The organism is Streptomyces sp. NPDC001156 (assembly GCF_053598275.1).
This window is the reverse complement of the sequence record NZ_JBSFJX010000076.1, coordinates 20,819-41,745: the sequence shown is the minus strand read 5'-3', so window position 1 is coordinate 41,745 and position 20,927 is coordinate 20,819. Positions and strand designations below refer to the sequence as shown.

The window sequence follows — 20,927 nt, the reverse complement described above, 5'->3', positions numbered from 1 at the left end:
GACCGGGGCGGCTTCCGTCGTGACGACCGCGGTGGCTCCGGGGACCGGGGCGGCTTCCGTCGTGACGACCGCGGTGGCTCCGGGGACCGGGGCGGCTTCCGTCGTGACGACCGCGGTGGCTCCGGGGACCGGGGCGGACGGCCCGCCTTCCGCCGCGACGAACGCCCGGGAGGCCCGCGCCGTGACGACCGCGACCGGGACTTCCGCCGGGACGGTGACCGTCCCGGCCACCGGCGCGACGACGACCGTGGTGAGCGCCGCGACGACCGTGACCGCGGTTTCCGCCGGGACGACCAGCGCGGCGGCTTTGGTCGGCGCGACGACCGCCGTGGAGACGACCGTCGTGGGGACGACCGCGGCGGCTTCCGGCGCGACGACCGCCGTGACGACCGCCGCGACGACCGTAGGGACGGCGAGCGCACGGGCTACGGTCGGCGCGACGACCGCGGCGGCTACGGAGACCGCGCCGGTCACGGCGACCGTGGCGGGTATGGCGATCGTGCCGGTCACGGCGACCGCGGCGGCTACGGAGACCGTGCCGGGTACGGCCGTCGTGACGACCGCGGCGGTGAGCGCGGTGGCTTCCGTGGTCGCGACGACCGTGGCGACCGCGGTGCTGGTGCGCGCGGTCCGCGTCGTGATGACCGCGGCGCCCGCCCCGGTGGCTTCCGCGGCCGCGACGACCGTCGTGGTGACGACCGTCGTGGTGCGGGTCCTCGGTTCCGTGAGGAGCGGGACCGCGACCGCGACCGCGAGCCCATCAAGCGGCTGCCGATCCCCGAGGACGTCACCGGCGAGGAGATCGACAAGGACGTACGGCAGGAGTTGCAGAGCCTGCCCAAGACGCTCGCCGAGGACGTCGCCAAAAACCTGGTGATGGTCGCCAGGCTCATCGACGAGGACCCGGAGGGCGCGTACGCGTACTCCAAGGTGGCGCTGCGTCTCGCGTCCCGTGTCGCCGCCGTGCGCGAGGCGGCCGGCTTCGCCGCGTACGCCAACCAGAAGTACGGGGAGGCGCTCGGCGAGTTCCGGGCGGCCCGGCGCATGACCGGGAACACCGATCTGTGGCCGGTCATGGCCGACTGCGAGCGCGGTCTCGGGCGGCCCGAGAAGGCGCTCGACATGGCGGGTGCCCCGGAGGTGCACAAGCTCGACAAGGCGGGTCAGGTCGAGATGCGGCTCGTCGCGGCCGGTGCGCGCCGGGACATGGGGCAGCTCGACGCGGCCATCGTGACACTGCAGAGCCCGGAGCTTGCCTCCAACGCCGTACAGCCGTGGACGGCGCGGTTGCGCTACGCGTACGCCGACGCACTCCTCGCCGCCGGGCGGGAGAGCGAGGCCCGCGACTGGTTCGCCAAGGCCGTCGAGGCGGACAAGGACGGCAGCACGGATGCCTCCGACCGGCTCGCCGAACTGGACGGCGTGGAGTTCCTCGACGCGCTCGACGATGAGTCGGACGGCGAGAGCGAAGGCGACCCGCTGCCCTCGGACGCGGCTGCCGGGCTGGGCGAGGAGAGCGAGAGCGAGAAGGGCGACTCCGAAGACGACGACGAGCGCTGACCCGACTGGACGACGGGGCGGGGATCCTCAGCGGATCCCCGCCCCGGCGTCGCGTAGGGAGCGGGTTTCAGATCGCCTCGGGTGGCGCCAGGGCCCGGAGCACCAGTCCCGAGGCCGGCTTGGGACCGAACGACGTCGACTTGCGCGGCATCGTCACGCCCTGCCTGGCCAGTTCGCGTACGACCTCCTCGCGGACCGGGTGCATCAGCACGGCCGTCCCGCCGTCCCGCTCGGCCTTCTCGACCGTGGCGGCTGTGTCGTGGATGTAGGCGATGTGATCGGGCGAGTCCTCGGGAATGCGCCAGATGTTCTCGAGCAGCGTCGCGTGCAGGACCGTCGCGTCCAGGGTGCGCCAGGCCTCCGGGCGGTCCGCCCGGACCGTACGCGCCAGGACGTCCGGTGAGGGCCGGTCGACCAGGTGGAAGGCGCCGTCGCCCGCCAGCAGGAACGCGTTGCCGGCGCAGGACGCGTCGGCCAGCGCCGCCATGGCCTCGGGCAGTGAGACGTGCAGGTCGCGTACGCGGAACAGGCCCGTGAGGGCGGCCAGCGCCTCGGCGACCGGGAGGCGGTGCAGCAGGCGGTGGATCGCGCGGACCCGGAGGGGATAGCGGGCGGTGTCCACGAGGAGGACCAGACCGTAGTCCCAGGGGCTGGGGGAGGTGTGCTCCGCGCGTAGACGCAGATACGTCGCCCAGCGGTGGTGCCCGTCGGCGATCAGGGCCTGGTGGTGGGCCAGGTCCATCTGGATCTCGGCGAGGTCGACTGGATCCGTCACCGCCCAGAGGCAATGGCTGAAACCGTCCTCGGTGGTGGTGCACAACAGAGGCGGGCCCTCGGCGGTGCTCTCGATGACGGCCGCCGCACCGGTTTCCGAGCCCTTGCCGCGGTAGGTCAGCAGCAGCGGTTCGAGGTTGGCGGAGGTCGCGCGCATGAGGGCCGCGCGGTCGGCGATCACATGCGGCATCACGTCCTCGTGGGGCAGGACCACACCGTCCGACGGATGGGACACACGCAGGGCGCCGATGATGCCGCGTTGCAGCACACCGCCCCCTCGCTGTTCGTAGACGTAGAGGCCCGGCTCGGCGTCGGCGGTCAGGATCCCCTCGGTGACCCAGCGGCGCATGGTCTCCGCCGCCTGCTTGTTGCGTGCGGCGGGGGTGGAAGCCTGGGGGAGGATCAGCCGGACGATGTTGTGCGGATCGGCCGATTCGAGGCGGAGCAGCCCGTCCGGGCGTACGACGACGTCATACGGCGGGGAGGTGACCGCGGCGAGGCTGCCGACGCGGTCGGGGTCATAGCGCAGGCCCCGGAAAGGGTTCAGTTCAAGGCCCGTGTGCGCCGGTACGTCCCAGGGACCTGCAGTGTTCATTGATGCATCGTAAGTGTGCGGGCGTCGTGCGGGATGATCGGGGGAAACGAGCGAGCGAGGAGCGATGCGTAATGAGCCAGACCGTCAGGACACAGCCGGAGGGCAGTGCGCAGCCCCTGAACGAGGCGTACGACACCGCTCTGCTGGACCTGGACGGGGTGGTGTATGCCGGCGGGAACGCGATTCCGCACGCCGTGGAGTCCCTCGCTACCGCCCGTTCGGGCGGAATGCATCTGGCGTACGTCACGAACAACGCGCTGCGCACACCGGACGCGGTGGCCGCGCACCTCACGGAGTTGGGGATACCGGCGCGGGCGTCCGACGTCATCACCTCGGCGCAGGCGGTCGCCCGGCTGATCAGTGAGCAGGTGCCCGCCGGGTCCCGCGTGCTGGTCGTCGGTGGCGAGGGGCTGCGCGTCGCCCTGCGGGAGCGGGGGCTCACACCCGTGGAGTCGGCCGAGGACGACCCGGTGGCCGTGGTGCAGGGATACGGCGGTCCGGAGCTCCAGTGGGGGCGTTTCGCGGAGGCCTGCTATGCCGTCGCGCGCGGTGTGCCGTGGTTCGCGTCCAACACGGATCTTACGATCCCGAGCGCCCGGGGGATCGCGCCGGGCAACGGTGCGGCCGTCGAGGTCGTACGGATCGCGACGGGTGCCGAACCGCAGGTGGCGGGCAAACCGCTGCCGCCGATGCACCGGGAGACGATCCTGCGGACGGGCGCGCGGCGGCCGCTGGTGGTCGGGGACCGGCTGGACACGGACATCGAGGGCGCGTTCAACGGCGGGGTCGACTCGTTGCTGGTGCTGACGGGAGTGACGGACGGGACCCGGTTGCTCGCCGCCCTGCCGCAGCACCGGCCGACCTATGTGGATAAGGACCTGAGGGGCCTGCTCACCGGTCAGCCGGACGTCGTCGCGTCGGGTGACGACTTCCGCTGCGGCGGCTGGACGGCGACGGCGGGCAAGGAGCGGCTCGAGCTGGAGGGCGAGGGCGGGACCCTGGACGGGCTGCGGGCGCTGTGCGCGGCGGCCTGGACGGCGGCCGGTACGGGTCCGTGCGAGCTGGACGGCGGGAAGGCGCTGGCGCGACTGGGTCTGTGAGGGGGAGGACGGCCACCCCGTCGAGCCATAGCGAGGGTAGGCTAACCTAACCTCGTGTTGGTCGACAGTCCTCCCGAATCACGCGCGGAGATCGCCTCCGCGCCCCCGACTCGGAGGGTGACACGGGCTCTTGGGCTCCTCGTCTCCCTCCTGACCCTGGCGCTCGTCGCGCTGGCGAGCATCGCGATCGGTGCGAAGGGGCTGTCACCGGCCCAGGTCTGGCACGGCCTGTTCCACGACTCGGGGACGTATGCCGACGTCGTGGTGGGCGAGCGCCTCGCCCGTACGGCCCTCGGGCTGCTCGCCGGCGCCGCCCTCGGCCTGTCCGGTGCCGTCCTCCAGGCGCTCACCCGCAATCCGCTGGCCGACCCGGGCCTGCTCGGAATCAACGCGGGCGCGTCCGCGGCGGTCGTCACCGCGATCACGTACTTCGGTGTCACGAGCCTGAGCGGGTACGTCTGGTTCGCGTTCCTCGGCGCGGCCGCCGTCGGGGCCCTGGTGTGGTTCCTCGGCGGCAGCCGGGGCGCCACGCCCGTGCGGCTCGCGCTCGCCGGCACCGCGATCAGCGCGGCGCTCTACGGCTACCTCCAGGCCGTGATGATCACGGATGACGCGGCGCTCGGCAAGATGCGCTTCTGGACCGTCGGCTCGCTGGCGTCGGCCACCGACTCGACCATCACCCAGGTGCTGCCGTTCCTGCTGGCCGGAACTGTCGTCGCGCTGGCCCTGGCCAGGCCGCTGAACGCCGTGGCGATGGGTGACGACACCGCCCGCGCCCTGGGCGCCAACCTCGACCGCACCCGCGCCCTGTCCATGGCCGCCGCCACCGTCCTGTGCGGGGCGGCCACCGCTGCCTGCGGGCCGATCGCGTTCGTCGGGCTGATGGTGCCGCACGCCGTGCGGTCCTTCACGGGTCCCGACCTGCGCTGGATCCTGCCGTACGCGGCCGTCCTGTCGCCCGTGCTGCTGCTGGGCGCCGACGTCCTCGGCCGGGTCGTCGCCCGGCCCGCCGAACTTCAGGTGGGCATCGTGACCGCGGTCATCGGTGGCCCGGTCTTCATCTTCCTCGTACGGCGCAGGAGGACGGCGCAGCTGTGAAGGCCACGCGTACGTTCCGCACCCCCTGCGGACTCTCCGTGCACCTGGACGTCCGGGCGTTCACCGTCGTCGTACTGCTCCTGGTCGCCGCGCTCACCGTGAGTGTCGTACTGATCGGGACGGGCGACTACTCGATCCCGGCGGGGGACGTCCTCAGGGCGCTGGTGGGCGACGGCAACCCGGGGCAGGAGTTCATCGTCACCGAACTGCGTCTGCCGCGCGTGCTCGTCGGGCTGCTGGTCGGCGCCTCGCTCGGTCTCGGCGGTGCGCTCTTCCAGTCCGTCACCCGCAACCCGCTGGGCAGCCCGGACGTGCTCGGTCTCGGGCAGGGCTCGACGGCCGGGGCACTCGTGATGATCGTGCTGTTCTCCGGGAGCGCCACGCAGGTCACCGTGGGCGCCCTCGTGGGCGGCCTGGTGACCGGGCTCGCCGTTTATCTGCTGGCCTGGAAGCAAGGCATGCACGGCTATCGGCTGGTCCTGGTCGGCATCGGCGTGTCGGCCGTCGTCACGGCGGTCAACGGCTATCTGCTCACCAAGGCCGACATCGTGGGCGCGACCCGCGCGATCGTCTGGATGACCGGCTCTCTCAACGGCCGCGACTGGGACCAGGTGTGGCCGCTGCTCCTGATGTGCGCCGTCCTCGTCCCCCTGGTCCTCGGCAACGCCCGGGGCCTGCGGATGATGGAGATGGGCGACGACGTCCCGTACGCCCTCGGGGTGCGCGTCGAACGCGTACGGCTGCTGCTGATGGTCTCCGCCGTGCTGCTCACCGCCGGCGCCACCGCCGCCGCGGGCCCGGTCGGGTTCGTGGCGCTCACCGCACCGCAGCTCGCGCGCCGACTCACTCGCTCGCCCGGCCCGAACCTGCTGCCGTCCATGACCATGGGCGCCACCCTGCTCGTCGCGGCCGACTGGGCCTCCCAGCGGGTCTTCGGCGCGGACCAGCTGCCGGTCGGCGTGGTCACCGGAGTGCTCGGCGGTGTCTACCTGCTGTGGTTGCTGGTCAGCGAGCGACGGGCGGGCCGTATATGAGCAACGCCGGCGGACCCGACACGAACGTCATGAGGAGCACTGTGAACCGCCTCTCCGCGGACAACGTCACCCTTGCCTACGACCAGAGCGTGATCGCCGAGCAGTTGTCCGTGGAGATGCCCGACAACTCGTTCACGGTGATCGTCGGCCCGAACGCCTGCGGCAAGTCCACGCTGCTGCGCGCCCTGTCCAGGATGCTCAAGCCGTCCCAGGGGCGGGTGCTGCTCGATGGGCAGGTCATCCAGTCGCTGCCGGCGAAGAAGGTGGCGCGGACCCTGGGGCTGCTGCCGCAGTCCTCGATCGCGCCCGACGGGATCACCGTCGGCGACCTCGTGGGCCGCGGCCGCTATCCGCACCAGGGAATCCTGCGCCAGTGGTCCGGCGAGGACGAGCGGGTGGTCCAGGAGTCGATGGCGCAGACCGGCGTCGCGGAGCTCGCCGACCGCTATGTCGACGAGCTCTCCGGCGGCCAGCGGCAGCGCGTGTGGATCGCCATGGCGCTCGCCCAGCAGACACCGCTGCTGCTGCTCGACGAGCCGACCACCTATCTCGACATCCAGCACCAGATAGACGTGCTCGACCTGTGCGCGCAGCTGCACGAGGAGCAGGGGCGCACGCTCGTCGCGGTGCTGCACGACCTCAACCACGCCGCCCGGTACGCCACCCATCTGATCGCCCTGCGCGCCGGCAAGGTGATCGCAGAGGGTGCCCCGAACGACATCGTCACGGCCGGGCTGGTGGAGGAGGTCTTCGGGCTGCGCTGCCAGGTCATCGACGATCCGGAGACCGGGACGCCGCTGGTGGTGCCGGCGGCCCGCAAGGCGCGCGCCCGTACGACGGCCGAGAAGGCCTCCTGAGGCGTCTGGCGCGGGAGTGGGGCGGGCCTCGGGCGCCGGGGGGCCTACAGAAGCTTTCTGAGGCGGAACACGTCGAGCAGGGCCGCCTCCAGCTTCACCCGGCCCGAGCCCCAGGCCTTGGCGAAGTTCAGCTCGCCGTCGACCATCGCCACCAGGTCGTCGCCGGTCATCGTCAGCCGGATCTGGGCCTTCTCGGGCGGCGGCCCCTGGATCGTGTCGAGCACCTCGATCCGGCCGTCCCTGAGGCGGCCGAGGAAGCTGACGTCCAGGTCGGTGATCCGGCAGCTGAGCGAGCGGTCCATGCCGGCGGCCGCCCGGACGTCGCCGTCGGCGCCCGCCAGGTTGTCCGAGAGCTTGTCGAGTGCGCTGCGGCACTCCTCAATGGTCGCCATTGTCAGCGACGGTACCTCAGCGCTTCGAGGTAGCGTCGGGGCATGAGCGACTCAGTGCCCGAGGCCGAGGTCCCCACGGAGGCGGCGGTACCGGATCCGGACGCCCCGGACGGCACCGCATTCGAACCGGAGAACGACCCGGCCGCGCCCGCCCCGCTGAACGTGCCCCGGACCCCCACCGGCGACGCCGACGTCGACGCACAGCTGGAACGCCTGGCGGACGCCGACCACCTCGCCACGGACGGCCATGTGGAGGTGTACGAGGATGTACACAGGGGGCTGCGCGACGCGCTCACCGCGCTCGACGCCCGCCCGGGACCTCCGGCGCCCCCGTCGCCGTACGGACACAGGAGCTGAACCGAACGTGGCAGGAGTCGCACGCCGCCGTCTGGACGCGGAGCTGGTCCGCCGGAAGCTCGCGCGTTCGCGCGAGCACGCCGGCCAGCTGATCGCCGCGGGCCGGGTCACCGTCGGCAAGACCGTCGCCACCAAGTCCGCCACCCAGGTGGAGACCGCGGCGGCCATCGTCGTCGCACAGGACGGCAGCGACCCCGACTACGTGTCCAGGGGCGGCCACAAGCTCGCGGGCGCCCTGGAGGTCTTCGTACCGCAGGGCCTGAAGGTCGGGGGGCGGCGCGCGCTGGACGCGGGTGCGTCCACCGGTGGCTTCACCGACGTCCTGCTGCGCGCGGGCGCCGCCCATGTCGTCGCAGTGGACGTCGGATACGGACAGCTGGCCTGGACTCTGCAGAGCGATGAACGCGTCACCGTCAAGGACCGTACGAACGTACGCGAGTTGACGCTCGAAGCGATCGATGGGGAGCCTGTGGATCTTGTTGTGGGGGATCTGTCCTTCATCCCGCTCGGACTGGTGCTGCCCGCCCTTGTGCGGTGCGCGAAGCCGGACGCCGACCTGGTCATGATGGTCAAGCCCCAGTTCGAGGTGGGCAAGGAACGGCTGGGCAGCGGAGGCGTCGTCCGCAGCCCGCACCTGCGTGCGGAGGCCGTGCGCGGGGTGGCCGAGCGTGCCGCGGAGCTGGGACTCGGCGTCAAGGGTGTGACGGCCAGCCCGTTGCCCGGACCCTCGGGCAACGTCGAGTACTTTCTGTGGCTGCGAGCCGGAGCACCCGCACTGGATCCGGCCGACGTTGACCGTGCAGTGGCGGAGGGGCCGCGTTGACACAGATCCCAGGTCGTACTGTCTTCCTTCTCGCCCACACGGGGCGGCCGGCGGCCATCCGCAGTGCCGAACTCGTGGTCAAGGGGCTGCTGAGGTGCGGCATCGGCGTGCGCGTCCTGGAGGCCGAGGCGGAGGACCTGCCTCTGTCGGACGAGGTGGAGCTCGTCAAGGAGGCGACTCCCCAGTGCCTGGACGGCTGCGAGCTGCTCATCGTGCTCGGCGGTGACGGCACGCTCCTGCGCGGCGCGGAGTTCGCCCGCGCCTCCGGGGTGCCGATGCTCGGCGTCAACCTCGGCCGGGTCGGCTTCCTCGCCGAGGCCGAGCGCGACGACCTCGACCGGGTCGTCGACCGGGTCGTGATGAAGGCGTACGAGGTCGAGGAGCGCATGACCGTCGACGTCGTCGTGCACAAGAACGGCGACATCGTGCACACCGACTGGGCGCTGAACGAGGCGGCCGTGCAGAAGGTCTCCGCCGAGAAGCTACTGGAGGTCGTCCTGGAGATCGACGGGCGGCCGGTGACCGGGTTCGGCTGCGACGGCATCGTCTGCGCCACACCCACCGGGTCGACCGCCTACGCCTTCTCCGCGGGCGGGCCCGTGGTGTGGCCGGAGGTGGAGGCGCTGCTGATGGTGCCGATCAGTGCGCACGCGCTGTTCGCCAAGCCGCTGGTGACCTCGCCGAACTCCGTGCTCGCCGTGGAGGTGCAGCCGGACACCCCGCACGGGGTGCTGTGGTGCGACGGGCGCCGGACGGTGGAGCTGCCCGAGGGGGCACGGGTCGAGGTGCGGCGGGGAGCGGTTCCGGTGCGGCTGGCCCGGCTGCACCACGCCTCCTTCACGGACCGACTGGTGGCCAAGTTCGCGCTGCCCGTGTCCGGGTGGCGGGGGGCGCCGCACTAGGGGCCGCCGGAGGCGCGGTACCTCGCGGGGGTGATATGCGCCGCTCGGTGCCGTTCCGCCACCTGCGCCTTCGCGCGAGCGGGCCGGGGGCCGTCGCACATCCCCCGGCCGACCTCGTAAGGTCTTCTCCGTGTTGGAGGAGATGCGGATACGGTCGCTCGGAGTCATCGACGACGCGGTCGTCGAGCTGTCACCCGGCTTCACCGCCGTGACCGGTGAGACGGGTGCGGGCAAGACCATGGTCGTCACCAGCCTGGCCCTGCTGCTCGGCGGACGCGCCGACCCGGCGCTCGTACGGATCGGGGCCAAGAACGCGGTCGTGGAGGGGCGGATCACGGTGCCCGAGGGCGCCACCGCGGCCGTACGCGCCGAGGAGGCCGGGGCCGAGCTGGACGACGGGGCGCTGCTGATCAGCCGTACCGTTTCCGCCGAGGGCCGCTCCCGTGCGCACCTGGGCGGACGTTCCGTGCCCGTCGGCGTGCTCGCGGAGCTGGCCGACGAACTGGTCGCCGTCCACGGGCAGACCGACCAGCAGGGACTGCTGAAACTCTCGCGGCAGCGGCAGGCGCTCGACCGGTACGCCGGTGACGCGGTCGCGGTGCCGCTCACCAAGTACGGCGAGGCCTACCGGCGGCTGCGGGCCGTCTCCACCGAGCTGGAGGAGATCACCACCCGCGCCCGTGAGCGGGCCCAGGAAGCCGACATGCTGCGCTTCGGGCTCGAGGAGATCGCGGCCGTGGAGCCCCGGGCCGGCGAGGACGTGGAGCTGGCCGAGGAGGCGGAGCGGCTCGGGCACGCGGAGGCGCTCGCCTCCGCAGCGACGGTCGCGCACGCCGCGCTGGCGGGCAATCCGGAGGACCCCGAGGGCGTCGACGCCTCCACCCTGGTGGCCGGTGCGCACCGGGCCCTGGAAGCGGTGCGGTCGCACGACCCGGCGCTGGCGGGACTCGCCGAACGGATCGGGGAGATCGGGATCCTGCTCGGTGATGTGGCCGGTGAGCTGGCCGGGTACGCCGACGACCTGGACGCGGATCCGCTGCGGTTGGCTGCCGTCGAGGAACGGCGGGCCGCTCTGAACGCACTGACCCGGAAGTACGGCGAGGACGTGGGCGCCGTCCTCGCCTGGGCCGAGCAGAGCGCCGCGCGGCTGGCCGAACTCGACGGCGACGACGAGCGGATCGAGGAGCTGACCGCTGAGCGGGACGGGCTGAGCACCGAGCTGGGCGCGCTCGCCCAGGCGCTGACCGACGCGCGGACGGAGGCCGCCGAGCGCTTCGCCGCCGCCGTCACCGCGGAGCTGGCCTCGCTCGCCATGCCGCACGCCCGCGTCTCCTTCGAGCTCCGGCAGACGGACGACCCGGACGGCGTTGAGGTCGGCGGGCGTTCGGTCGCCTACGGGCCGTCGGGCGTCGACGAGGTCGAGCTGCTGCTCGCACCCCACCCCGGCGCGCCGCCGCGGCCCATCGCCAAGGGCGCCTCGGGCGGCGAGCTGTCCCGCGTGATGCTCGCAGTGGAGGTCGTCTTCGCGGGGACGGACCCCGTGCCCACGTACCTCTTCGACGAGGTCGACGCGGGCGTCGGCGGAAAGGCGGCCGTTGAGATCGGGCGGCGCCTGGCCCGGCTCGCGAAGAGCGCGCAGGTCGTGGTCGTCACCCACCTGCCGCAGGTGGCGGCCTTCGCGGACCGGCAGCTGCTGGTGGAGAAGACGAACGACGGATCGGTGACCCGCTCGGGCGTGAAGGTTCTGCAGGGCGAGGAGCGTATCCGCGAACTGTCGCGGATGCTGGCCGGCCAGGAGGACTCGGAGACGGCCCGGGCGCATGCCGAGGAACTGCTGGCGACGGCGCGGGCCGACGGGTAGCGGCCGCCCGCACCGGAGGGCTCTCGTAGGGTGACGGGATGATCATGCGTCTACCTACGATCGTCTCGTTCGGACTCACCGCGGCCGTCACCCGCGCCGCGACCGCCGTCCTGCGCACCACGGCTCCGGGCGGGCGTCACCGCTGGGAGCGGACGAACCACGCGGGCCGGACCGTCGGACTGTACCCGGGTCCCGCGCTGGCCGCGGCCGCAGCGCTCGGTGCGTGGCGCGTCCACCCCGCGGCCGGGGCGGCGGTGCTCGCCGCCGGGGCGTGCGGTGCCTACGACGACGTGGCCGGTGCCGGCGACCCGCGGCGCGGATTCCGGGCCCACCTTTCGGCTCTCCGGGAAGGCGAGATCACCAGCGGTGCCGTGAAGCTGTTCGGCATCTCCGCCGCCGCGCTGGCCGCCGGAGCAGCGCTCAAGGAGCGGCCCGTGGACAAGGTGCTCGCGGGTGTGGTGATCGCGGGGGCCGCGCATTTGGTGAACCTCATGGACGTACGCCCCGGGCGTGCCGCAGGTGCCGTCCTCGCGCTCGGTGCTCCGGGGCTGCTGCGCGGCGGCCCGGCCGGGGAACTGGCCGCCACCGCGACCGGCGCCGCGGCCGCCGTCCTCCCCGAGGATCTCGGCGCACGCGCGATGATCGGTGACACGGGCGCGCACGCCCTCGGGGCGGCGCTCGGCACCGCCGTCGCCGCCGCATGGGGGTCGCCGCGCCCGGGGGAGACCGGGAGCGGGAAAGGCCGGGCCGGACTCATCGTCCACGCGGCGGCCCTGGTGGCCGCGGCCGTGTACGGGGAGAAGGTGAGCGAGGCGGCGAGGTCGTGGCGCGTCGGAGCCCCGGCAAACCCAGCCGTGAGCGACGCCGGCGCCCGACTCCCTCACCCATGTGAGTGACCACACCGGTGCCCCGCCGACCGACCCGCGGTCGTCGCACGCACCCACCGGTGCCCCAGGACGCCCGTGCCCTGGCATGCTTGGGTCATCCGCGGAGCACCTCGCGCGGTCCACCCCCACGCGCGATCCTTCTGTACGTTTCTTCGTGACCGTCCGATGCCGAACCAGGAGCCCCGGCCACGTGAGCCTTGCGAGCAGCCACTCACCGCACGGCCGGTCGCCGCTGCGCACCGTGCAGGTGCTCGGCGGAGGCAGCGCGGGCAGCAGCGCGCATGTGCGCATGCTGACCTCGGGTCTGGTCGCACGGGGCGTGCGCGTGAGCGTGTGCGCTCCCGTCGAGGCCGAACGCACCTATGACTTCACCGGCGTGGGCGGCCGGCACATCCCTGTCCCCCGCAGCACGGACCCCAGCGCCCTCGCCGCGCTGCGTATCGCCTGCGCGGACGCCGACCTGGTGCACGCGCACGGGCTGCACGCGGGTCTGCGCGCCGCGCTCGCGCTCAGCGGGCGCCGCATCCCGCTGGTCGTCACCTGGCACACGCGGGCGCACGCCGAGGGCGCGCGCGCTCATCTCCAGCGCCTTCTCGAACGGCGCGTGGCCAGGGCCGCCTCCCTCGTCCTCGGCACCTCCTCCGACCTCGTCGACCGGGCCCGCCGCCGCGGCGCGCGGGACGCACGGCTCGCCGCGGTCGCTCTGCCCGCACCCCGCAAACCCGTCGAGTACGACGACCCCGACCGGCCGCACCCCAAGATCCGCGCCGAACTCGGCGCCACGGACCGCCCGTTGCTCATGGCCGTCGGGTCCCTGGACCGGCACCGCGGGTACGACATGCTGCTCGACGCCTCGCGCGGCTGGCTCCGGCTCGACCCGGTGCCCCTGGTCGTCATCGCCGGGGAGGGGCCGCTGCGCGGCGTGCTCCAGCGCCGCATCGACAGCGAGGGCCTGCCGGTGCGGCTGCTCGGCAGGCGTGAGGACGCCGCGGAACTGCTGGCCGCCGCCGACCTCGCACTGCTGACGAGCAATTGGGAGTCCCGGTCCGTTCTTGCCCAGGAGGCCCTGCACGCCCGGGTGCCGCTGGTCGCCACGGACGTCGGCGGCACCCGCGAACTGGTCGGCGACGCGGCCGAACTCGTGCCGTACGGGAACGCGGGGGCGCTCGCCACCGCCGTCGTACGGGTCCTCGGCGATCCGGCGCGGCGCGAGCTGCTGAAGGAGCAGGGCACCCGGCAGGCCGCCGGCTGGCCGACCGAGGATGAGATGGTGGCTCAAGTCCTCAGCGTCTACGATGAGTTGACGCAGATCGTGCCCTACGCGTAGACGCGCCGAGGTTTCTCTCGGAGGGCGACCACCGCGAGCGGCACGCGGTGCAGCGCGCCGGCTCTCAACCAATGACCGTGACCAGCGCGTTCGCTGCGTGACCCGGACAACTGCCGCAGGTCGATGCCCGGGAGCCGCAGACCGGTCATTCCGAGATCATCCGCCGTCCACCAAGCCGGATCAGGGTCTGAAGGCTTCCGGTGCATTCATCGTGCACCCTTCACCGACCTTGCTGAGGACGACATGTGCCTTGACGGACACTGCGAGCACAACGCTGCTCCCTTCGAACCCGACGCCGCGGGTGCCGACGACTCGGGTGCCGGAATGGGGCGGCGACGGCTGCTCACCGCGGGGTTGGCCGGTGCCGCCGCGCTGACCCTCGCCCCGGTCTCCTTCGCGCACGCGGCCGATGGCACCTCCGGCACCACTGCCCCGACCAGCGGCGACGAGACCCGCGTCATCACCGGGTTCCTGGAGACCGGGGTCGCGGACTTCGTCTACCTCCCCGTCGAGGTCCCCAAGGGCGTGCAGAAGATCGCCGTGTCGTACTCCTACGACAAGCCGGCCGTCCCCTCCGGCACCCCGGGCAACTCCTGCGACGTCGGTGTGTTCGACGAGCGGGGGATCGCGCTCGGCGGTCGTGGCTTCCGCGGCTGGTCCGGTGGTTTCCGCACCTCGTTCGAGATCAGCAACAGCGACGCCACCCCCGGCTACCTGCCCGGCCCCGTCAACGCCGGCACCTGGCACATCGTGCTCGGCCCGTACCAGGTGGCGCCGCAGGGCATGAACTACCGCGTCCAGGTGACGCTGACCTACGGCGAGCCCGGGCCCGCCTTCGTGACGAAGTACCCGCCGCAGCGGGCCAAGGGCCGCGGCCGTGACTGGTACCGCGGCGACTGCCACCTGCACACGGTCTACTCCGACGGCAAGCGCTTGCCGAGCGAGGTCGCTGCCGGTGCACGTGCCGCCGGGCTGGACTTCATGGTCTCCACCGACCACAACACGTCCTCCTCGCACGCGGTGTGGGGCGAGTACGCCGGACCGGACCTGCTGATCATGACCGGTGAGGAGGTCACCACCCGCAACGGTCACTGGCTGGCCCTCGGCCTTCCGGCGGGCGAGTGGATCGACTGGCGCTACCGCTCGCGCGACGACGCGTTCGGCCGCTTCTCACGACAGGTGCACCGCGCCGGCGGCCTCGTGGTTCCCGCACACATGTACTGCGCGTACGTGGCCTGCCAGTGGAAGTTCGGCTTCGACGACGCCGACGCCACCGAGGTGTGGACCGGACCGTGGACCTACGACGACGAGCACGCGGTCAGCACCTGGGACCAGAAGCTCGGTGAGGCGGTCCGCACCGGCAAGCGCTGGCTCCCGGCCATGGGCAACAGTGACGCGCACAGCGACCCGCAGGTCATCGGTCTCCCGCACAACGTTGTCTACGCCGACGACCTGGCCACCGACTCCATCACGGACGGTATCCGCGCGGGCCGTAGCTGGATCGCGGAGTCGTCCTCGGTCAAGCTGACCTTCACCGCCAGCGGCCACGGCAAGCAGGCCGGCATCGGCGAGAAGCTGGACGTTCCCGCCGGGGCGCCGGTGGACGTCCGCCTCGACGTGCAGGGCGTGCCCCACGGCACGGTCCGGTTCATCACCGACGAGGGCCAGATGCACCAGGAGTCGGTGGGCGCCGCCGGTTCCGGCACGGTGGTGTGGCGGACGACCGCCTCGCTCGCGGCGTACGTACGCGCCGAGGTGCGCCACCCGATGGCGGACGGCAGCCCGGGCCAGGGCAACACCATGGGCGACGCCCTGCTGTTCGGCCCCATGGCCGCGCTGACCAACCCCATCTTCCTCAACACGACGTCGCGAGGCTGACGTTCGGCCGTAGTTCCTGGGCGCGGCGGGGCTCGTCCCTCGCCGCGCCCAGCCGGCGGCACGTCGGAGCCGACGTGAGGCGTCACTTCGGCGTGCTGCTCGGCGACGGAGCCGTCCACCTCGTGCGGCCCGTCACCGACGCCCCCGCACAGCACACCTACGGCACATGTCTCCGGGCCCGCAGCGCCAGGCTGAGGGCCAGCACCGTCTGCGAGTCGTCGAGGTCCGTGCCCAGCAACTCACCGATCCGGGCGAGCCGGTTGTAGAGGGTCTGCCGGTTCAGATGCAGTTCGCGAGCGGTCTCCGCCTTGCGGCCCGCATGCGCCAGATACGTCTCCAGCGTGGGCAACAGCGGCGGCCTGGAGCGCAGGTCGTGCTCGCGCAGCGGGCCGATGGCACGGTCCACGAAGGCCGCCAGGTCCGGGTGGTCGCGCAGGCGCCACAGCAGGAGGTCGATGTCGAGGCGGCGGGCGTCGTACCAGGGGTGCTCCGGCAGCCCTTGTGCCGCCGTCGCCGTCTCCGCCGCGTGCCGCAGCCCCGCCGACGCCGCCGCCCAGCCGCCCGCGACGCCGACCACGACGACCGGCGGCCGCACACCGGGCCGTTGTATCCCGGCCCGCTCCACTCCGGCCCGCAGCGCCGCCGCCACCCGGTCGGCGACCGCCGAGCGCTCCGACTCCGAACGCAGACCCAGCAGCAGCGGCACCCGGCCCTCCACCGGCCGGACACCCAGCAGGACCGGCACGCCCACGGAGGCCAGTTCCTCCGCGACGGCCCGCGCCAGGACCGCCCAGCCCCCGCCGCCCGGCGCGAGTCCGTCCGCGAGCCGCATCACCACCGGCAGCAGGGGGCCGGTCCCCGGTCTGAAGCCGAGCACCCGGGCCTGCGCGGGTGCGTCCTCGGCGGCGATCCGGCCCTCGGCGAGGTCGGTGAGGAAGTCGCCGCGCCCGCGCGCCGCCAGCTCCTCCTCCTGCCGAGCCTGCATCAGTACCACCGCGAGGATGCCCGCGGCCCGTTCGGCGGCGATGCGGTGCACCGGCGCTACCGGCGCGCTCACCGGCAGCAGCACCAGCCTGGCCCGCACGGAACCGGTGCCGGGCCCGCCGCCCGGCACGTCGACGAGCGTCGTCCCGGCCGGGGGCTCGTCCTTGTGCTGGCCCCGCAGGCCCTCCCACACCTGGAGCGGGTCGGTGTCCGCCGGGCCCGTCCCGGCGGCGTACAGCAGCTGGCCGTCGGCCGTCTCCAGGAACACCGGATTGCCGCTGAAGTCGGCCAGGATGGCGAGCACTTGGGGCACCCCGCCGCCGCCGAGCAGTGCCTCGGTGCAGCGGCGGTGCACCTCCTCGGCCTGCTGGAGCAGTGCGTAGTGGCCGTTGACGATCTCGGTGTGGATCTCCTCGGTGACCGTCACGAACGGCACCTCGCGGTGCAGCTGGACGAGCGGCAGCCCGGCCGTGCGGGCCGTCTCGACGAGTGCGGCGGGCAGCCGGGCGAAGCGCGGGCCGAGCTCCACCACCAGGGCCGCGATACCGCGCTCGGCCAGCGTACGGACGAACGCGCGCTGGTCGGCGGGACGGGTGCCGAGGCCGTAACCGGTGGTCAGGAGCAGCTCTCCGCCCTTGAGCAGCGAGGCGATGTTCGGGACCTCGCCCGCGTGCACCCACCGCACCGTCCGGTGCAGCCGGTCGGCGCCGGCCAGCACCTCCGGCAGCCCGCTGCGCAGCCCGGGCAGTTCCAGCGCCCGCCGCACGGTGATTCCGGCGCCCTGGGTGTCCTCGGGGTCGAAACGGCTGTCCATGCGGTGACGCTACCTGCGCGAAGGCCCCGGGCGCACCGCCGGCCCCGGTCAGGCGGGCGGGATGTTGTGGTTGTACCGGAACACGTTGTCCGGGTCGTACTGGCGCTTGACCCGGGCCAGCCGGTTGAAGTTCTCGGTGCCGAGGCCGGCCACCACCCGGTCCCTGCCCTCGTCCCCGATGAAGTTCAGATAGACCGCCCCGGTGCTCCAGGGCCGTACGTCGGCGCGCAGGTCCCTGACCCAGCGCAGAGCCTGCTCGTCGTCCGCCGGGTCCTCCCAGACGCCGAAGGGGTGCACGGTCCAGGCCGCACCCCGGTAGGGGACCGGGTACTCGCCGGGTCCGGAGGCGATCGCGCCGCCCTGGGGGAAGAGCACGTGCTGACAGTCGGAGGGCACGGGCATTGCGGGGGCGCGGGCGCAGAAGACGTCGACCAGTTCGTCGGGCAGGCAGGTCACGTACTCGACCGACCAGTAGTTCCGCAGCCCGGGCGGGTCGTCGAGCATGCACTGCAGGTCGGCGTAGGGCATCGCGGAAACGACCTCCGCCTCGTGCGGCAGCGCCAGCAGCGGCTGGGCGATCTTGCGCAGGCCTTCCTCGCCGCCGACGTAGGTGACCAGTGCGGCGCACAGCAGTGTGCCGACCAGGTGCTCGGGGACGAACGGCTCGGGCGGGCCCGTGATGTACAGCACGGCGCCGCCCACCTCCGGCGGTCCGGTGGCGATGATGTCGCGGTAGGTCCGCACCGCCTCCGGGCCGGTCTCGGGCAGGAACATGAGCAGCGCGACGGAGAACTCGGGCAGTTCGTGCAGCTTGAGCGTGAGCGCGGTGGCGACGCCGAAGTTCCCGCCGCCGCCGTGCAGGGCCCAGAACAGCTCGGGGTTCTCCTCGGCGGTCGCGAGCACCGTGGTGCCGTCGGCGGTCACCAGCTCCACGCCGAGCAGGTTGTCCACTGCGAGGCCGAAGGCGCGGTCCAGCCAGCCGTTGCCGCCGCCGAGCACGAAGCCGCCGACGCCGGTCGTGGAGACCCGGCCCCCGGTGGTGGCGAGAGAATGCGGCTGGGTGGCGCGGTCCATCTGGCTCATCAGGGCGCCACCCTCCACCCGCACCGACGCGGACCCGGGATGGACCGTGATCTCGTGCATCCGGCGCAGGTCGACGACCAGGCCGTTGTCGTTCAGCGCCATGCCCGCGACGCTGTGGCCGCCGCCGCGGACCGCGATCTTCAGATCCAGGTCCCGGGCGAAGCGCACCGCCCGGACGACGTCGGTCGTCCCCTCGCACTGCGCGATCACGGCCGGGTGGCGGTCGATCAGCGCGTTGAAGACGGTCCGGGCCTCGTCGTAGCCGGAGTCACCGGGGGCGAGGACCTCGCCCTCGAGGTCCTCGCGGAGCGCGGCGAGCGCCGCGCCCGCCTTCGACGAGGGAGCCATGGCAGCCGCCCCTTCCAGCGAGGGGACACATCTGCCTTCAGCCTAGGCGGGCACGGCGCACCGGTCCTGTTCGGCGGCGGCGTGCGGAGGGGGCGGACTCAGCCGCCGTACGCGCCGGACGCGGTCAGCCGCAGGGCGGTGTCGATCAGCGGGACATGGCTGAACGCCTGCGGGAAGTTCCCGACCTGCCGCTGCAGACGCGGGTCCCACTCCTCGGCGAGCAGGCCGAGGTCGTTGCGCAGGGCGAGCAGCTTCTCGAAGAGCTTGCGGGCCTCGTCCACACGGCCGATCATCGCGAGGTCGTCGGCCAGCCAGAAGGAGCAGGCGAGGAACGCGCCCTCGTCACCCGGCAGCCCGTCCACGCCCTCCTCCGCGCCCGCGGTGGGGTAGCGCAGGATGAAGCCGTCGGGAGTGGACAGCTCGCGCTGGATCGCCTCGATCGTGCCGATCACGCGTTTGTCGTCCGGCGGCAGGAAGCCCATCTGCGGGATCAGCAGCAGCGAGGCGTCCAGTTCCCTGGATCCGTAGGACTGTGTGAAGGTGTTGCGCTCCTTGTCGTAGCCCTTCTCGCACACGTCCCGGTGGATGTCGTCGCGCAGCTCGCGCCACTTCTCCAGCGGGCCGTCCGCGTCGCCGGACTCGATCAGCTTGATCGTGCGGTCGACGGCGACCCAGGCCATGACCTTGGAGTGCACGAAATGGCGGCGGGGGCCGCGCACCTCCCAGATGCCCTCGTCCGGTTCGTCCCAGTGCTGCTCCAGGTAGCGGATCAGCTTCAACTGGAGCAGCGAGGCGTAGTCGTTGCGGGCCAGTCCGGTCATATGGGCCAGGTGCAGGGCCTCGGTGACCTCGCCGTATACGTCGAGCTGCAGCTGGTGGGCGGCGCCGTTGCCGACGCGCACCGGGGCCGAGTTCTGGTAGCCGGGCAGCCAGTCCAGCTCGGCCTCGCCCAGTTCCCGCTCGCCCGCGATGCCGTACATGATCTGCAGGTTCTCGGGATCGCCGGCGACGGCCCGCAGCAGCCACTCGCGCCAGGCGCGGGCCTCTTCACGGTAGCCGGTGCGCAGCAGCGAGGACAGGGTGATCGCCGCGTCACGCAGCCAGGTGTAGCGGTAGTCCCAGTTGCGCACGCCACCGATCTCCTCGGGCAGCGAGGTCGTGGGTGCGGCCACGATGCCGCCGGTCGGCCCGTAGGTGAGGGCCTTCAGCGTGATCAGGGAGCGGACCACCGCCTCGCGGTACGGACCGTGGTACGTACAGTGCTCCACCCACTCGCGCCAGAAGTCCTCGGCCGCCTCGAGCGACTGCTCGGGCTCCGGCAGCTGCGGCGGCTTCTGGTGCGAGGGCTGCCACGAGATGGTGAACGCGATCCGGTCGCCCGGCGCGACCGTGAAGTCGGCGTACGTCGTCAGTCCCTTGCCGTAGGTCTCGGCCTGGGTGTCGAACCACACAGAGTCGGGTCCGGCGACGGCGACGGTGCGGCCCTCGTGCTTGTGGACCCAGGGCACGACCCGTCCGTACGAGAACCGCATGCGCAGCGCCGACCGCATCGGCACCCGGCCGGTGACGCCCTCCACGATGCGGATCAGCTGCGGGGCGCCGTCACGCGGGGGCATGAAGTCGACGACCCGGACCGTGCCGCGCGGGGTGTCCCACTCGGACTCGAGGATCAGGGAGTCACCGCGGTAGGAGCGCCGGGTCGCCGTCGGCGGCTGGGCGTTCGGCGCGTGGGCCGGCCCGAGCCGCCAGAAGCCGTGCTCCTCCGTGCCGAGCAGTGCTGCGAAGACGGCATGGGAGTCGAATCGGGGCAGGCACAACCAGTCCACGGTGCCGTCCCGGCAGACCAGCGCCGCGGTCTGCATGTCTCCGATGAGTGCGTAGTCTTCGATGCGCCCGGCCAATTGAACTCCAGTCGAACGGCCACGTCGCCCTCGAGGGGCGGTCGCTCTTGCGGTCATGGGGTTGGTGAGAAAGTCGTTGTCCACCGACCCATTCGGAAAAGAAGCAGCCGATGTTCAACGATCTGACGAGCTCTTGTTGTTCCGGTGACGGGCGGGGGGTGGTGCCCTTTTCCGGATGTGCTCGGCAGCGAGTGTCCGAGCAGGATACGACGCACCTCCATGATCCGCGCGCCGCTCCGGATAACGCGAGTGCGCCGAACGAGTGGGGCGCGGGTGACTGTTGCGCGTCTGTGGTGACACGTGCGCGGAGCGTGGCCGGAAGCAGTCCCGCCCGGGCGCTGATACGCTGGTA

Annotated in this window: 17 protein-coding genes and 1 pseudogene; 12 read left to right on the top strand and 6 right to left on the bottom strand. The window is 72.6% G+C overall.

What is annotated here, in order from left to right; genetic code table 11:
- Positions 1-510: pseudogene (locus ACWDA7_RS29230) on the bottom strand (hypothetical protein); the annotation flags it as partial.
- Between the two features lie 258 nt (positions 511-768).
- Between ACWDA7_RS29230 and ACWDA7_RS29225 the strand changes: the two are divergent.
- Entirely contained in the window at positions 769-1,560 is a 792-nt protein-coding gene (locus tag ACWDA7_RS29225) for a hypothetical protein (RefSeq protein WP_450607770.1), read from the top strand.
- A gap of 67 nt (positions 1,561-1,627) precedes the next feature.
- Here ACWDA7_RS29225 and ACWDA7_RS29220 read toward each other — a convergent pair whose 3' ends face one another.
- A complete protein-coding gene (locus ACWDA7_RS29220; protein ID WP_450607760.1) occupies positions 1,628-2,929 on the bottom strand; it encodes a DUF1015 domain-containing protein in 1,302 nt (433 codons plus the stop codon).
- Between the two features lie 71 nt (positions 2,930-3,000).
- On the opposite strand from ACWDA7_RS29220, the gene ACWDA7_RS29215 reads away from it, so the two are divergent.
- Genes ACWDA7_RS29215 through ACWDA7_RS29200 form a run of 4 tightly spaced genes read left to right on the top strand, consistent with a single transcriptional unit; the run spans position 3,001 to position 7,018 of the window.
- Positions 3,001-4,029: an HAD-IIA family hydrolase gene (locus ACWDA7_RS29215; RefSeq protein ID WP_450607758.1), complete on the top strand. Its 1,029-nt coding sequence runs from the start codon at positions 3,001-3,003 to the stop codon at positions 4,027-4,029.
- Positions 4,030-4,083: 54 nt separating this feature from the next.
- Entirely contained in the window at positions 4,084-5,127 is a 1,044-nt protein-coding gene (locus ACWDA7_RS29210; protein ID WP_450607756.1) for a FecCD family ABC transporter permease, read from the top strand.
- Positions 5,124-6,161, top strand: coding sequence for a FecCD family ABC transporter permease (locus tag ACWDA7_RS29205; RefSeq protein WP_450607754.1), 1,038 nt, complete (start codon positions 5,124-5,126; stop codon positions 6,159-6,161). The genes ACWDA7_RS29210 and ACWDA7_RS29205 overlap by 4 nt, the downstream gene beginning before the upstream one ends.
- Positions 6,158-7,018, top strand: coding sequence for an ABC transporter ATP-binding protein (locus tag ACWDA7_RS29200; RefSeq protein WP_450607752.1), 861 nt, complete (start codon positions 6,158-6,160; stop codon positions 7,016-7,018). Before ACWDA7_RS29205 ends, ACWDA7_RS29200 begins: the two co-directional genes overlap by 4 nt.
- A gap of 44 nt (positions 7,019-7,062) precedes the next feature.
- On the opposite strand, the gene ACWDA7_RS29195 is transcribed toward ACWDA7_RS29200, so the two are convergent.
- Positions 7,063-7,410, bottom strand: a complete 348-nt coding sequence (locus tag ACWDA7_RS29195; protein WP_450607750.1) for an alkyl sulfatase C-terminal domain-containing protein — start codon at positions 7,408-7,410, stop codon at positions 7,063-7,065.
- Positions 7,411-7,452: 42 nt separating this feature from the next.
- Between ACWDA7_RS29195 and ACWDA7_RS29190 the strand changes: the two genes are divergently transcribed.
- From ACWDA7_RS29190 to ACWDA7_RS29160, 7 genes are all read left to right on the top strand, one after another.
- Positions 7,453-7,767 carry a hypothetical protein gene (locus tag ACWDA7_RS29190; RefSeq protein ID WP_359391634.1) on the top strand — a complete coding sequence of 105 codons (315 nt, stop codon included), beginning with the start codon at positions 7,453-7,455 and terminating at the stop codon, positions 7,765-7,767.
- Positions 7,768-7,774: 7 nt separating this feature from the next.
- On the top strand, positions 7,775-8,590 hold the full coding sequence (locus ACWDA7_RS29185) for a TlyA family RNA methyltransferase (protein ID WP_359391635.1): 816 nt from the start codon (positions 7,775-7,777) through the stop codon (positions 8,588-8,590).
- Positions 8,587-9,492 (top strand): NAD kinase, encoded by a 906-nt coding sequence (locus ACWDA7_RS29180; protein ID WP_359391636.1) that lies wholly within the window; start codon positions 8,587-8,589, stop codon positions 9,490-9,492. Before ACWDA7_RS29185 ends, ACWDA7_RS29180 begins: the two co-directional genes overlap by 4 nt.
- Before the next feature lie 142 nt (positions 9,493-9,634).
- Entirely contained in the window at positions 9,635-11,353 is a 1,719-nt protein-coding gene (gene recN, locus ACWDA7_RS29175) for a DNA repair protein RecN (protein WP_450607768.1), read from the top strand.
- A 38-nt stretch (positions 11,354-11,391) separates the two neighbouring features.
- A complete protein-coding gene (locus ACWDA7_RS29170; protein WP_450607747.1) occupies positions 11,392-12,249 on the top strand; it encodes a hypothetical protein in 858 nt (285 codons plus the stop codon).
- A 181-nt stretch (positions 12,250-12,430) separates the two neighbouring features.
- The gene (locus tag ACWDA7_RS29165) at positions 12,431-13,567 is read left to right on the top strand and encodes a glycosyltransferase family 4 protein (RefSeq protein WP_450607745.1); all 1,137 of its coding nucleotides are present in this window, start codon (positions 12,431-12,433) and stop codon (positions 13,565-13,567) included.
- A gap of 324 nt (positions 13,568-13,891) precedes the next feature.
- Entirely contained in the window at positions 13,892-15,445 is a 1,554-nt protein-coding gene (locus ACWDA7_RS29160) for a CehA/McbA family metallohydrolase (protein ID WP_450607766.1), read from the top strand.
- Positions 15,446-15,602: 157 nt separating this feature from the next.
- On the opposite strand, the gene ACWDA7_RS29155 is transcribed toward ACWDA7_RS29160, so the two are convergent.
- From ACWDA7_RS29155 to ACWDA7_RS29145, 3 genes are all read right to left on the bottom strand, one after another.
- Positions 15,603-17,243, bottom strand: a complete 1,641-nt coding sequence (locus tag ACWDA7_RS29155; RefSeq protein ID WP_450607743.1) for a PucR family transcriptional regulator — start codon at positions 17,241-17,243, stop codon at positions 15,603-15,605.
- Between the two features lie 48 nt (positions 17,244-17,291).
- Positions 17,292-18,674, bottom strand: a complete 1,383-nt coding sequence (locus ACWDA7_RS29150; RefSeq protein ID WP_450607742.1) for an FAD-binding oxidoreductase — start codon at positions 18,672-18,674, stop codon at positions 17,292-17,294.
- 98 nt (positions 18,675-18,772) lie between these two features.
- A complete protein-coding gene (locus tag ACWDA7_RS29145) occupies positions 18,773-20,575 on the bottom strand; it encodes a glycoside hydrolase family 15 protein (RefSeq protein ID WP_450607740.1) in 1,803 nt (600 codons plus the stop codon).
- Between the last annotated feature and the right edge of the window lie 352 nt (positions 20,576-20,927).